Consider the following 14,424-nt stretch of genomic DNA (forward strand, 5'->3'; position numbering starts at 1 on the left):
TCACTTTGGATTTTTGTCCCAGGCTTAAAACCTGATAATTGGCGGGAACAGAACCGTTCAGCTCCGACCTCTAAAATACTTAATTAGAAATATGCTACCCGCAATCACACCAATTATGATTACTAGCCAAAATAATCCACTTACAAGTAACAGCTCAGTTAAGGTTGTCTTCAGATTCTCCTCCTTTAAATGGCCTCTGCTTTGTTTTGCTATGTAATTAATGGCGAGATCAGACAACAGCTATCAAAAAAAACGAACCAACACGTGGTCCGTTTTCATTCATTATTAAGCTTTTACGATGTTCGTTGCTTGTAAGCCGCGTGGACCTTCTTCAGTATCAAAAGTTACTGCTTGGCCTTCGTCTAAAGTTTTAAATCCATCTGATTGAATAGCTGAAAAATGTGCAAATACATCATTGCCATCTTCACCTGTAATAAATCCAAAACCTTTGTCTGCGTTAAACCATTTTACTGTACCGTTGTTCATATATATTTCCTCCTAGTGCATAAAAATATGCAAGTTATTGCAAAAAATGTTGAGTGGCAAAAGGAGAAGTATAGTTTTTAAATATATAACTCAAATTACTTATCAAAATTGATTACTTAATTACTATAACACATTTATTAGGAATAAACAATGCCCACGACTTTTCCTTGGACTTTCTAAAATAATCAAAGATGCGCTTGACAAAGCCCTAGCAAAAGACACTCCTATTCTTTCTATTTCCAGTTAGTTTTGTTTAACTTTAAATAATCGCTACGCGCCAAATAATCAAATAGCGGAGCTAATCCTGGTGAAAAATTTACTTCCTCAAACCGCTTAATAAATTGTACGCCTTTAATTTTATTTGGTTCGTTCAGGGTAACTTTTCCTTGGGCTTGTTTGGCAAAATAAAAATGTCCTTGCCAAACGATTGAATCAAAAACAAGTGGTCCAGTAAAAATTTCTTCAAGTTCAGTAATTTCCACTGCTAACTCTTCTTTCATTTCACGAATCGCACATTCCAGCGCTGATTCACCAAGTTCTTGTTTTCCGCCAGGGAAATTCCATGTGTCTGGCCGATCTTTTAAGATAAGAATTTCATCATATTGATTTTTAAGAAGTACTCGCGAAAATTCTTTTTTCATTTCGTTTAACCCTTTTCTTCATTTTTTATTGAGAAGCCACACTTGGCAGCATAAAAATATAATGCAAAATACGATCCGCATACGATGGATTTTTTTCAAAGTCATTGACTTCTTCATTGACTAACTCCAAATCATCGGTAATCACTCCAGCGACATCCATAAAGAGCATTTTACTTAATACCTCTGAGTCATTAACTGTCCAAGCATAAACTGCTTTTTTCTGTTGGTCAGCTTTTAAAATGAAGGTATCGTTCAACGTGGTAGCTTCCATTGTATACAAATCAGCTTGTGTTTCTGGAAAAGTGAAATTATAGGGCAAAATAAAACTTACTTTTACTTTTGATTTGGCTTTTTTAAACGCTTTGATCACATTGTAGTCGAGAGATTGAACCTGATGGTTATTCTTTATCAAAGGACGTTCATATTTTTCAATAAAGTTAGATAGCGCACCTTGACTATCTTGTTTAGACGTTTTAATTTCTACTAGTAATTTTTGTTTGGCTTGGTTTGCTTTCGCTAAATAATCATCAAAACTGGCAATTGGTGCTTCTTGGCCATTTTCTTTAACGGTCATTTTTGTTAATTCAGCCAACGTAAATTCTTGTGGCGTGCCATCGACGCCGGCGAGTTCTTGAAGGTTTGCATCATGCATCACAACAAATTGATGGTCTTTGGTTTCTTGAACATCAATTTCAATATAATCTGGTTTAAATTTAATGGTTCTTTCCATAGCAGGAATGGTATTTTGTACGCCATTACTATTGGTGACCCCTCGATGCGAAATAATCAAAGGTTTTGATTCTAATAGCCCTGTTAAGTAAACAGCGTTGAAAATTATATAGCCGCCAAAAATGGTGAATAGTCCTAGGCCCATTCCGATAGTCACTAATTTATTACGTTTCGTTTCTTTGTCAAAGGCAACTTTTGTCGTCGTTTCTGCTTGAACATTTAATTGTGTATATAAGAAATTAATCAGTAATACTGAAAGCCAAGTATTAGAGACAAACTGTAAAAATTGGACAACCGTTAAATTTAAAATACCACCTAGTAAGCTAATGGTATCGCTCAAGGTATCTAACTTCAACTGTAGAAGATAAAGTAACACATAAATAACATACGTTGAAACAAATACCGCGATCGTCACAAATGCAATATTACAAATAATGAACCATAATCGTTTGTTTGTCATTGACCAACTAGCCTTAACTGCCTCGCCCGCTTTTTTTCTCTCCAGAATCATTAATGGAAGCGTGTAAATGAAACGAATAGCTAAATACCAGACTAATAACCCAAAGGCCAGTAACCCAACCAAGTAAGGAATTCGTTGGGACAAAAATTCAACAATAAAATCTGGAATCACAAATTTCGTCAATAGATTACTTTGGAAAATCAGGTTACCAAAAGGGACAATGACAACAAAATAACCGAAAAAGAATAACCACGAACGGGCACCTTGCTTTTTAAGAACCTTAAAAGATGCCTTGGTAACTCCTTTAAAATGAAAACGATGGTCTTGCCGTATTTGAAAAATCCCTAATAATAAAAAGGTAAACTGATAAAAAACTGCACCTAAAAAAAGTAACAACAAGAGAATTAATAACACCAGAGCAAGCGGCTTTTCTAACAGTAAATTCAGGTTATTAAACGAAAGATAAGGAATACCTTGAGTTTTTAGTGCGTTGGAAGTAGCCCAACTAAAAGCCCCACCCACCAATAATAATAAGACATTTAAAGTAAAAAATAACCATAAGTACTGCAAGATGTCTTTAAAAAATTGCCTTGTTCCATTTTTAAATGTTTGCCAAGCAGACATACAAACTCCTCCATTCTAAAAGTATCTGACTAAAGTTCTTCCATACGAATCCTAAATAAAACAACGGCAATCCAAATTGAAATAAATGATGGCAAAATAACAATAATGATTGCGACTGGCTCATCAATAGTCCCTTGTAACGTATTTTTTACTTCTGAAGAAACAATAAACTGATCAAAAATCACTTGATAAATAGTAACATAAATCAATACCCATTGAATATAATATTCAATTATTTTCATTAAAGCGATGGGTAAAACAATTTTTTTCGTCGTTAAATTCAATAAAAAATATAACAAAAGACTCGTACTGATGATAACGACTATCCCTAAAAGAAATAACGACTCTAACCGCTGCCCTATTACGTTTGCAACGCCTATTGTTAATAATAAATACATAGCTACCGAAATTAAGATGCTCACACTTAGCATAACAGAAAACAAAAGTAATGCCTTAAGAAAAAGCCACTTATCAACTCTTTTATTTCCAATCAATAAACCTAAAAGAATCACCGACAAAAGTAAAATCAATTCAATCATTCGTTCCTCCTCCCAAAACAAATGAAAACAAATTCATATGTTTGCGTTTATTTTATCAAACCAAAATGGATTTGAGAAACATTTCACATGTTATTTAATAAACGACTATTACTAGAAAAAAGACAAGGCAAGTTTCCTTTATTTAGGAAACTTGCCTTGTCTTTTTATTCTTTTTACTTCGTTATTTTTTGATAGTTTGCGAATAATTGATTCGCATCTCCTTCTCCATCAATTTTCTTGAGATGGCCGTTATCTATTTTAAACATAGATGGCACATGTAAAACTTTATTTTCTCGGATAAATGTTGACCATTCCTTCATGGTCTCTTTGTTGGTTAATTCTACATAGTAAACCTGTTTAGGTGCTTGTAATAGTTTCTCGAAATCCTGACAATCTGAACAGTTTTTCTTTTTTAAAACAACATAAAATGTTTCGCCAGAGTGTTTTTTTTCTTGATACTCATTGAAACTTAATTCCTTTTTATGCGGAATAAATGTAAAACCTACCAACAAACTAAGTAACAAAATTAACAGACTGAACGAAATTTTTTTATTCATGTTTTTTCTTCCTTTTTAGTTTGTCTAATTTTTTCTTTTTTTATTTTTTGTTATGCCAAAGCTAATAGCCACTATAAGGACAATTAAACCTGCGATCATGTAAAGTGGATTTACTGTTGTATTAGTCATTGGTAAATGAATTCCTTTACTTGCTGATTTTCCAAAATTGACTGGGTTCGTTGGTGCTTGATGATTTGTAGGCGTCAACGGTTTCTTCGGTTTTAACGGTTGTTTAGGTTCAGGTTTTTTTGGATCTTCTGGCGTTGGTGCAGGCGGTGTCACTGTTGGTTTGTTGGAATGTAACACGTCCCCTTCGTTGCCAAAGTTTAAGTCGGCTTGGTTGGGAATGCCGCCTTGTTCAATATAAGGTGCTAATTCTTCATCGGTTGCGCCGTCTTTAATTTTAGTGGTAATAGTCATTGTGTACGTATGTCCAGCTAAGTATGAGTAGCTGTCTGCTTGTTTGTTCATTTCAAAAGTTACTTTGTTATTTTCTTGTGTTACTTTGCCGTTAGCTGTAACATCTTTGCCATTTTCATCTGTGATTTTTACATCAGTGATATCTAACACTTTATTAATGTCATCTACCATGCTAGCTTGGGTCCACGTGCTTGTTTCGTTGCCAAAGGCTGTTTTGACATTCCATTTAAATTCTTGGTCACGGTTGGTTAAATCTAAGTGATCTTGACCTTCGATATCTTTTGTAATCGTTGGATCTTCTGGCGTTGGTGCAGGCGGTGTTACGGTTGGCTTGTTGGAATGCAACACGTCACCTTCGTTGCCAAAGTTTAAGTCAGCTTGGTTGGGAATCCCGCCTTGTTCAATATAAGGCGCTAATTCTTCGTCCGTTGCGTCAGTTTTAATTTTAGTGGTAATAGTCATTGTGTATGTATGACCAGCTAAGTAAGAGTAGCTGTCATCTTTTTTGTTCATAGTAAAAGTTACTTTGTTATTTTCTTGTGTTACTATGCCATTATCTGTAACATCTTTGCCATTTTCATCAGTAACTTTCACGTCTGTAATCTCTAACACTTTATTAATGTCATCTACCATGCCGGCTTGGGTCCAAGTACTTGTTTCGTTACCGAAAGCTGTTTTGACGTTCCATTTAAATTCTTGGTCACGATTAGTTAAGTCTAAATGTTCTTGGCCTTCGATATCTTTTGTAATCGTTGGATCTTCTGCGTTGGTGCAGGCGGTGTTACGGTTGGCTTGTTGGAATGCAACACGTCACCTTCATTGCCAAAGTTTAAGTCGGCTTGGTTGGGAATCCCACCTTGTTCAATATAAGGCGCTAATTCTTCGTCCGTTACGTCAGTTTTAATTTTAGTTGTAATAGTCATTGTGTATGTATGACCACTCAAATAGTCATAGCTGTCTGCTTGTTTGTTCATTTCAAAAGTTACTTTGTTATTTTCTTGCGTTACTTTGCCGTTAGCTGTAACATCTTTGCCATTTTCATCAGTGACTTTCACGTCTGTGATGTCTAACACTTTATTAATGTCATCTACCATGCTGGCTTGGGTCCAAGTGCTTGTTTCGTTACCGAAAGCTGTTTTGACATTCCATTTAAATTCTTGGTCACGATTAGTTAAGTCTAAATGTTCTTGGCCTTCGATATCTTTTGTTATCGTTGGATCTTCTGGTGTTGGTGCAGGCGGTGTCACTGTTGGCTTGTTGGAATGTAACACATCACCTTCGTTGCCAAAGTTTAAGTCGGCTTGGTTGGGAATGCCGCCTTGTTGGATATAAGGCGCTAATTCTTCGTCCGTTACGTCAGCTTTAATTTTAGTGGTGATGGTCATTGTGTATGTGTGACCACTCAAATAGTCATAGCTGTCTGCTTGTTTGTTCATTTCAAAAGTTACTTTGTTATTTTCTTGTGTTACTTTGCCATTAGCTGTAACATCTTTACCATTTTCATCAGTAACAACGACTTTTTGGATATCTAATAATTGGTTAATATCATCCACTAAACTGGCTTGTTGCCAAGTACTTGTTTCGTTACCAAAGGCTGTTTTGACATGCCAATCGAAACTATCTTCACGATTAGTTAAGTCTAAATGTTCTTGATTTTCGATATCTTTTGTAATCGTTGGATCTTCTGGCGTCACGTCACACGCATGCGCATTGTCATTTTTAGGAATCGTCGCTTCTGGAAATTCCTTAGCAATTGTTCCTTGATTCATTGTCCCACTACTTACAAGTGTTGCTGCATCAATCGCTGTATTTTCTTTGACTTCGTAGTGAATCGTGATGTTTCCTACGTAACCTTCTGTACTAGTTGCTGAAATGGTTTGTCCGTTAATTTGAACAGGCACATCATTTCCAGCATCGTCCGTAGCGGTCGCCGATTGAATATCAAATTGATTGGCAATCGTTAATGAAGCTGTTGCTGGTGTCGATTGCGCCAGACGATCTTTGACAATTTGTTTTAATTGGGTTGTAAAATCATCAATAGATTGGCTTGTAATAAAATCTTCTGGTGTGCTAGATCCTTGTTGCAACTCTTGTTTTACAAAAGGACCCACTTCTGTTTTATACTTATCAAAATATGAATTTACTGAACTTAAAGATTCAACACTTTCCCAATACGCATTAATCATTTCATAGCCTTGGTTAGTAATTTCTTGGTTTAACGCTAAAACTTCTGCTGCTGCACCTTGATAGTCATTACTATACTCAACCGAAACTTGAAGAGGATGTCTTGGATCTGGATATTCATTGATTGAATCATTGGTATTGGTTTTATGCAAGTAACCATCTAAACGTGTATTAGCGACCCCATCTGTCACTAATAGGAAATACGTTTTTCGATTCGTTAAATCTCCGTGTGTTTGATTGTACGTATCTAAAGCGAGTTTCAATCCTGGGGCGGTTGGCGTACCACCATACGTCCGAACGTCTCCAAAACCAGAGACAAATTGGCTTTTATCATAAGTCAATTGCGTATTGACGCGCACATTCATATCATAATCAGCTGAATTAATTTTTGTCTTTCCATCAGGAAACATAAATTTTTTTCCGCCACGATACGAAGCCAGCATCACGCGGTCTTGATCAGATAATCCTTGAACCACTTCATCAATCGCTTGTCTTACATGTGGAAAATTATCTGAAAAACTACCACTGGCATCTTCAACAACCACTAAATCAACCGGTTCCGTTTCACCCGCTTGAACTGGGAAAGCAGCTTGTCCTTCCAATATCCGTTTACAATCAGCCAGACTGTCGTCTTTCACTTTCACCGTATTGGTCATTCCTTCTGTATCTCCTGCTTTAACCGCTCCTTCAGCTAAAGCCAATGTGGGACTGAAATTTCCCACAACTGTTCCAGCGACAATCACCATTGTCGATAATAATTTCGTTGCTTTCTTAAACATTTTAATCCTCCCTATTTTCTTTCGCTAGTGTTTGGGACACTTGCTTCTCTTTACTTCAACTACAGCTCCTTAAATCTTTCATCAAGTCGATGTGTATCCTTGTTTTTGTGACACATCTCTTACTCAATTTCTGATTCTATCACCTTTAAAGGCTAAAACTTGGCAGTATTCGGCTCTTGAAAACGTAAAATTTGTCTTTTAAAAATTAATGAAAAGACTATCCACTGACAAAGTTGGTTTTCACTTACTTTTTGCTACTTGATTCCTTTTAAGACTCTTTTTTTACACAAAAAAAGTAAAAGAACCTTTACAGTCCTTTTACTTAATTGTTAGATGCTATTCATAATTTTCTTAGTTTTGTTCTATAAGCCGAATAGTTTAGCCTGTTTATTTCAACAATATTTGACGTTAGTCAGCCGTTTCGTTATAGTTAAAGAAAAGGCTTTTTGGTAGGAGTGAATACGATGAATGAGTGGCCCCATCAGTTAATGACGCTTTTAACCCCACTTTTTGAGCTATGTATTTTAGGACTGAATGTTTTTTCGATTATTGTTTTAGTTTGGGGTGTTTGTTTAGCAGGAAAAGATTTCATTAAAAGTGAACGACAAAATCAAAGCCGCTTTACCTTAACCAAAATGAATACGTTCATCAAAAACTTCCTTGGTAGCTACATTCTGTTAAGTTTAGAAATTTTAATTGCTGCTGATATTATTGAATCCATTGTCAAACCAACTTTTCAAGATATTTTGAAATTGGCAACCTTGGTAATCATCCGTACAGTTATTTCTTATTTCTTACATAAAGAAATTGAAGACACTATGACCGATATGGAACAACAAGAAAAAGAACCAGATACCCCAAAAAATTAGCGGGTACGCTGGTTCTTTTTTTATTTAATCGCTTTAAAATAATGAAGTGGTTCGTTAGACAAACGCTGCATTTTACGTTTTTTATCTTCAATAATTGCTAAAATCTCGTCTGAAAAATTTTCCAAAATAACACGGCCGCCTTTATAGGTGTGACCACCCATTTCAGCAACTTCGCTGGCCGTCAAAATGACTTTACGATGCGCAATTTTTTTGAAAAATTCTTCAATTAAGTACGTCGGTAAGTAAAAATTATTTTGAGCAGAAAATGATTCCAAATAAATAAAATCATCGATGCTGATGAAACAATCATCCATCGATAAGTATTCAATTGATCTGTCTATATATAATTCACGCTTTTGTAAAATTTCTTTGACTTTTTTATTTAATAAATTCAATGATTCAATTTCTTTAACCAAATGTTCTAGTTCACGATAACGTACTTCTTTTCGCTCTTTGTAAGATGAATGTAAGGCGGCACTTGCTGTGACTATTAGCGCACCGACGATTACACCGACCATTCCGGCGATAAAAACAAACATATTTTTCCCCTCGCTCTTTTCTAATTTTCCATTTTAGTATAACATAATCCAAAAGTTTCGGATAAAAAATGACACAAAATTTTTCAAGCGACTTCGTTGACCTTTATTGACCAAAGAGGTATACTTTTCATAGGCATTCAAAGTGCTTTGTGATAGAATGACTTTAAAAGTTTCTTTATATAGGAGGATTTACTTATGAATTTAATTCCAACAGTTATTGAACAATCATCTCGCGGTGAACGTGCTTATGACATTTACTCTCGTTTATTAAAAGACCGCATCATTATGCTAAGCGGCCCTATCGATGATAACGTGGCAAACTCAGTGATTGCACAGTTATTATTCTTAGATGCCCAAGATTCAGAAAAAGACATTTACTTGTACATTAACTCTCCTGGTGGTAGCGTTTCTGCAGGCTTAGCGATTTTCGATACCATGAATTTCGTTAAAGCGGATGTCCAAACTATCGTATTAGGAATGGCGGCTTCAATGGGTAGCTTCTTATTAACAGCTGGTCAAAAAGGCAAACGTTTCGCTTTACCAAATGCGGAAATCATGATTCACCAACCACTTGGTGGCGCTCAAGGGCAAGCAACAGAAATTGAAATTGCTGCTCGTCACATTTTAGACACTCGTCAACGTTTAAATTCAATTTTAGCTGAACGAACTGGCCAACCAATTGAAGTGATTGAACGTGATACCGATCGTGATAACTATATGACTGCCGAACAAGCAAAAGAATATGGTTTAATCGATGAAGTAATGGAAAATAGTAGCGCCTTAAATTAAAAATAAAAAAATGGAAACAGCGACAGTCGCTGTTTCCATTTTTTTTATTTTTCAATGTATCCACGTAATTCTTCTTCAGTGACACTTTCGTCAAAGATATGCTCACCAATGATGATCGTTGGTACAAATTGAATGTGCGCCGCATTGGCTTCATCAATCACTGCGGAAACAAGCGTTGCATCTTTTTGTTCTTTTAAGCCCAGATTTTTTTCAGCATACGTCGCTACTTCTTCTAAGGTTAAGTTTCCCCATTCATCTTGCGTAGCAAACATTTTATGCAATGCTGACAGCGCTTGTTCAGGCGCTGAATAGTCAATGTAGTGATGCATCACATTGCCGCGTTGTAAACTTTCTTTTTCTTTATCAAACAACTTAATGATACGTTCAACTTTACCACTTTTGACAGATTGTGCTAACAGTTCCTCAGACTCTTCAAACCATTTTCTGCAATAAGGACAGCGAACATTGATAAATTCTATCATTTTGACAGGGGCATTGCTCTCACCAATGTGAAGCCCTGTTTCTGTGTTAACTTTTGTTGCATCAATTACTGAAATATCCATAAAAAAACCTCATCCTTTCAAACCTTTATTTCTCTTTTAGTATACCGTTTTTCAATAAAAAAATCATAAGACACGAATTCAAATTTTCTGAATTCGTGCCTCTGTTCACTTTTTTAACGATTAATCGAACGAGCCATTCTAGCAACAGTATGTCTTTTCCCACGTATCGCATCAGAAAGCTCTTTAATATTTTCAATACCAACTAAGCCCATATTGGCATCGCCAATATGTTGAATATCTACGCCTAAAATTTTATTTCTAATGCCGATTGCTTGGATAACTTCAGGTTGAGCACTTTCTTGTGAAGTTCCAATGGCACTCATAACTAATTTTCCTTTTGAATGTGCAAAATCCACAACTTCTTTGACTTGTTGATCATCGATGCCCCAAACCGTGCCGACTGCTGGGACTAAGACAATATCAGCGCCCGCTTCAATAAATTGTTCAGCTGATTTTAAACTGACCACTGGTTCATCTACGCCTGAACTGTGCATTTTTCCGGCAATAATGATACCGTCAAAATGTTTTTTGGCTAAGGCCACGTTCTTAGCAATCAAGTCGTTGGTCACGCCAGTTCCTGGATTACCTGTCAATAAGATAAAATCCAAACCCAGTTCATTGGCTTTTTTGAAAGTAGCTGCCGATGCTTTTCTACCTGGTTCAATCGAAACTCTCGTTGAAGCTAAGTCTAAATTTTCATCAACAGGTTCGACATTCATGCCAATCGGTAAACCGACTAGTTCTTTCAAACGATGAACAACCTCATCATTAGGGACACATGTTTCCGCAGTATATTGCCCTTCATAAGCGGCTACTACAATCGGTTGATTAACATCGAAAACATTCAATAAAATCATGTCTGCGCCATATGCTTTTGACATTTCCGCACAAGTGATATCACCTGCTACGGATGGATGAACTACCACATTTTCCGATAAAATTACGCGCCCTTCGCTCGCTTTAATACTCTGAAACAGCTCTTCTTTTGACATCCGTTTGATTTCTGATGCATTTGCACTAATTAATCGTTGAACCATTTTGACCCCTCCAATAGTTTTTAATGTTTTAGTTAAAAACAGCAATAAGTAATCGCTTGCATTTTATTACATGCAACATTCGTGCCAACGTCGTTTCTTTAAACCACAGGTCAACACTACATTTCAGTGCTACACACTTTTTGCACACTTTAATTTTTTTACACGCTTAAAGAAAAAGTGAAGGATAGCACTTCAAACGGAAATGTTATTCTTCACTTCTGGAGCAGAAAAGTTACGCACTTTTTTCTCGTAATTTTTCTGCAAATTCATTAATTTTTCGAATACGATGATTAATACCTGACTTAGAAATAGCTCCTGAAGGAATCATTTCCCCTAGTTCTTTGAGACTAACTTCCGGATACTCTAACCGTAATTCTGCGATTTCCTGAAGTTTCTCCGGTAATGACGTCAGCCCTACTGTACTTTCAATAAATTGAATATTTTCAATTTGTTTTGAAGCCGCATCAATAGTTTTATTTAAATTCGCTGTTTCGCAATTTACTAAACGGTTTACTGAATTCCGCATATCACGGACAATCCGGACATCTTCAAATTTCAACATAGAGTTCGTGGCACCAATTAATGTTAAAAAGTCGGCAATTTTTTCAGCACCTTTTAAATAACAAATATACCCATTTCGGCGTCCCAATGTTCGAGCGTTTAAGTCATAGTAATTCAACATCTTACAAATGTCATTATTGTGTTCTTCATAAATTGAAAAAATTTCTAAATGATAGCGACTTGTTTCCGGATTATTAACTGAGCCAGAAGCCATAAAGGCCCCGCGTAAATAGGAACGCATTTTTTGCGCGTTACCCATGATTTCATTTGACACATTGCCATTAAAAACGACCCCATCCATAATATCCAAATCAGCTAGAATTTTTTGTGTATCTTGTTTTAGACGCACAATGTAAACATTATTTTTCTTTAGTTTCATTTTTTTACGAACTAATAATTCTGCTTGTGCATGGTAATGATCTTTCAGTAATGAATACATTCGACGAGCAATTGCAGCATTTTCCGTTTGTACATTCAAGACAAACTGTTGATTAACTAAGCTAAGTGAGCCGTTCATCCGAATTAATGCTGCTAATTCTGCTTTCGCGTGTTCTCGATGGACTTCTAAACCAGTTAACTCTTTTTTGACATCCGAGGCAAAAGACATCTAAGCTCCTCCTCTCTTGATTCTTTTGATTAATTAATATTTCGTTCCAAATACGATACGGAAAAGTTCTTCAACAACTTTTTCCCCATCATGAAAAACTCCGCCATCTCTTAATTCTAAAAAGTCTGTCGAAATGACTCGGCATCCTTCTTCACGTAATCCTTGAAAATCATGCTTTACTTGAACTAAATATTCATCATAAATTTCAGGATCCATGTAATTTTCTGGTACTTTTTCTGTGTTAACCAGCACTGTATCAACAAACTGCGCTTGTAGATGTTCGTTTAAGACACGAACATGATCGGCATCCGTAAAATGTTCCGTTTCCCCTTTTTGGGTCATGATGTTACAAATATAGACTACTTCGGCTGCCGTTTGTTTGATGGCTTCACCAATTTCTGTAATAACTAAATTAGGTAAAATACTTGTAAAAAGACTCCCTGGTCCTAACACGACCATGTCTGCTTCTTCAATTGCTTTGACGACTTTGCGCGCAGCTCTTGGCTGTTCTTCTCCGTGTGTATTTGTCACAAACACATGGTCAATCGTCTTGCGATCCAGTGCAATTTTTGATTCTCCCACCGCCACTGAGCCATCTTTAAATACGGCATGTAACGTTAATGGCCGTTCTGATGATGGATAAATCCGTCCATCAACATGCATCATTTTTGAAAGCAATTGAATGGCTTCATACGTACTTCCTCTCATTTCCGATACAGCAGCAATGATTAAATTACCGATTGCATGATTGGCAAAATGACTATCTGATTTATCAAAACGATATTGAAAAATATCTTCATATAATTGTGGCATATCTGACAATGCCACTAAAACATTTCTTAAATCTCCCGGAGGTGTCATGTTATTAATAGAGGAACGAAGCTCGCCACTACTACCGCCATCATCAGCGACCGTTACGACGGCAGTAATATCAACACTTTGATTTCTTAAACTTTTCAAAATTACTGGTAAGCCTGTTCCACCACCAACAACCACGATCTTCGGTTTACGAATTCGATAGGTTTTCATTAAGAGCGATTAACCGTTTCTTTTCTTTTTAAGCGGTCGCGGTGGGTAATATTAACATGGTAATCTTCCTCTTTTAATTCAGCGCCAACACGTTCTGTCAATGCAACAGAGCGATGTTGTCCGCCAGTACAGCCAATTGCAATGGTGACGCTACTTTTACCTTCTTTTTTATATCCAGGTAAGACTGTTCGCAGTAAATCGATAAATTTTGTATAAAATTCATCTGTTTCTGGGAAGCCCATCACATAATCATAAACAGGTTGATCCATTCCAGTTAACGGTCGTAGTTCATCAATATAATGGGGGTTAGGTAAAAAGCGAACATCCATAACGATATCTGCATCAATCGGCAAGCCATATTTAAAGCCGAAGGACACCATTTCCACTCGAAATTCGTGTGTCTCTCTCGTTGCTAGTTCTTTATTCAAACGTTCCCGCAATTGACGAGGGGACAAGTCCGTAGTGTCAATGACCAACTGAGCATCCGCCTTGATTTCTTCCAGCATTGCACGTTCTTTACGAATACCTTCTGTCACTAAACCATCCATCGCCATTGGATGCGCACGCCGTGTCTCTTTATAACGAGAAACCAACTCTTCATCGGTGGCATCTAAAAATAAAATCGTTGTATCAATAAAATTAGTATTTTCAAGTTCGACTAACATATCCTGAATTTCTCTAAAGAAGGTCCGTGAACGTAAATCAATCACTAACGCAATCTTGGTAACTTTTCCAGATTCTTTAATTAATTCCCAAAATTTTGGGATTAAGCTTGGTGGTAAATTGTCGATACAGAAATAGCCCATGTCTTCAAAGCTTTGAACAGCGACTGTTTTTCCAGCGCCACTCATTCCTGTAATAATAACCAGTTGTAAATTTTCTGGCATATTCAACACTCCCTTCACTTGCATCACTACATTATAACACCCCGGGCGTATCAAAGAAAGCTTTTCAATCATTCTTATAAAGATTTCTATTCTTTCATAGAAAAACAGCATTGACATTTTTGTC

13 protein-coding genes and 1 pseudogene are annotated in these 14,424 nt (G+C 36.4%); 2 read left to right on the forward strand and 12 right to left on the reverse strand.

Annotated features, from left to right (window positions below):
* Positions 1-285: 285 nt before the first annotated feature.
* The 6 genes and pseudogenes from IGL80_RS11095 to IGL80_RS11120 form a co-directional block, all read right to left on the reverse strand.
* The gene (locus IGL80_RS11095; protein ID WP_002355647.1) at positions 286-486 is read right to left on the reverse strand and encodes a cold-shock protein; all 201 of its coding nucleotides are present in this window, start codon (positions 484-486) and stop codon (positions 286-288) included.
* A 233-nt stretch (positions 487-719) separates the two neighbouring features.
* Positions 720-1,127: an NUDIX hydrolase gene (locus IGL80_RS11100; RefSeq protein WP_002358748.1), complete on the reverse strand. Its 408-nt coding sequence runs from the start codon at positions 1,125-1,127 to the stop codon at positions 720-722.
* A 25-nt stretch (positions 1,128-1,152) separates the two neighbouring features.
* Positions 1,153-2,940 (reverse strand): glycerophosphoryl diester phosphodiesterase membrane domain-containing protein, encoded by a 1,788-nt coding sequence (locus IGL80_RS11105; protein ID WP_002358747.1) that lies wholly within the window; start codon positions 2,938-2,940, stop codon positions 1,153-1,155.
* 29 nt (positions 2,941-2,969) lie between these two features.
* On the reverse strand, positions 2,970-3,479 hold the full coding sequence (locus tag IGL80_RS11110) for an SA1002 family membrane protein (protein WP_002358746.1): 510 nt from the start codon (positions 3,477-3,479) through the stop codon (positions 2,970-2,972).
* 173 nt (positions 3,480-3,652) lie between these two features.
* Complete coding sequence (locus IGL80_RS11115) at positions 3,653-4,036, reverse strand: bacteriocin (protein WP_002358745.1); 384 nt, start codon at positions 4,034-4,036, stop codon at positions 3,653-3,655.
* A gap of 24 nt (positions 4,037-4,060) precedes the next feature.
* Positions 4,061-7,419, reverse strand: a pseudogene (locus IGL80_RS11120) (isopeptide-forming domain-containing fimbrial protein).
* Between the two features lie 464 nt (positions 7,420-7,883).
* Between IGL80_RS11120 and IGL80_RS11125 the strand changes: the two are divergent.
* A complete protein-coding gene (locus tag IGL80_RS11125; RefSeq protein ID WP_002383026.1) occupies positions 7,884-8,288 on the forward strand; it encodes a DUF1622 domain-containing protein in 405 nt (134 codons plus the stop codon).
* A 20-nt stretch (positions 8,289-8,308) separates the two neighbouring features.
* On the opposite strand, the gene IGL80_RS11130 is transcribed toward IGL80_RS11125, so the two are convergent.
* Complete coding sequence (locus IGL80_RS11130; protein ID WP_002355635.1) at positions 8,309-8,827, reverse strand: hypothetical protein; 519 nt, start codon at positions 8,825-8,827, stop codon at positions 8,309-8,311.
* Positions 8,828-9,022: 195 nt separating this feature from the next.
* Here IGL80_RS11130 and clpP point away from each other — a divergent pair, with 195 nt between their 5' ends.
* Positions 9,023-9,616 carry an ATP-dependent Clp endopeptidase proteolytic subunit ClpP gene (gene clpP / locus IGL80_RS11135; RefSeq protein ID WP_002355633.1) on the forward strand — a complete coding sequence of 198 codons (594 nt, stop codon included), beginning with the start codon at positions 9,023-9,025 and terminating at the stop codon, positions 9,614-9,616.
* 44 nt (positions 9,617-9,660) lie between these two features.
* On the opposite strand, the gene IGL80_RS11140 is transcribed toward clpP, so the two are convergent.
* From IGL80_RS11140 to rapZ, 5 genes are all read right to left on the reverse strand, one after another.
* Positions 9,661-10,179 carry a DsbA family protein gene (locus tag IGL80_RS11140; RefSeq protein ID WP_002358739.1) on the reverse strand — a complete coding sequence of 173 codons (519 nt, stop codon included), beginning with the start codon at positions 10,177-10,179 and terminating at the stop codon, positions 9,661-9,663.
* A 113-nt stretch (positions 10,180-10,292) separates the two neighbouring features.
* Positions 10,293-11,216 carry a PEP phosphonomutase gene (locus tag IGL80_RS11145; RefSeq protein WP_002358737.1) on the reverse strand — a complete coding sequence of 308 codons (924 nt, stop codon included), beginning with the start codon at positions 11,214-11,216 and terminating at the stop codon, positions 10,293-10,295.
* 232 nt (positions 11,217-11,448) lie between these two features.
* Entirely contained in the window at positions 11,449-12,384 is a 936-nt protein-coding gene (gene whiA, locus IGL80_RS11150) for a DNA-binding protein WhiA (protein WP_002358736.1), read from the reverse strand.
* Between the two features lie 33 nt (positions 12,385-12,417).
* Positions 12,418-13,413 (reverse strand): gluconeogenesis factor YvcK family protein, encoded by a 996-nt coding sequence (locus tag IGL80_RS11155; RefSeq protein ID WP_002355627.1) that lies wholly within the window; start codon positions 13,411-13,413, stop codon positions 12,418-12,420.
* Positions 13,413-14,300 carry an RNase adapter RapZ gene (rapZ, locus tag IGL80_RS11160; protein WP_002355625.1) on the reverse strand — a complete coding sequence of 296 codons (888 nt, stop codon included), beginning with the start codon at positions 14,298-14,300 and terminating at the stop codon, positions 13,413-13,415. The genes IGL80_RS11155 and rapZ overlap by 1 nt, the downstream gene beginning before the upstream one ends.
* Positions 14,301-14,424: the final 124 nt, after the last annotated feature.

The sequence above is a fragment of the Enterococcus sp. DIV2467a genome, assembly GCF_050532945.1.
Lineage (GTDB): Bacteria > Bacillota > Bacilli > Lactobacillales > Enterococcaceae > Enterococcus > Enterococcus faecalis.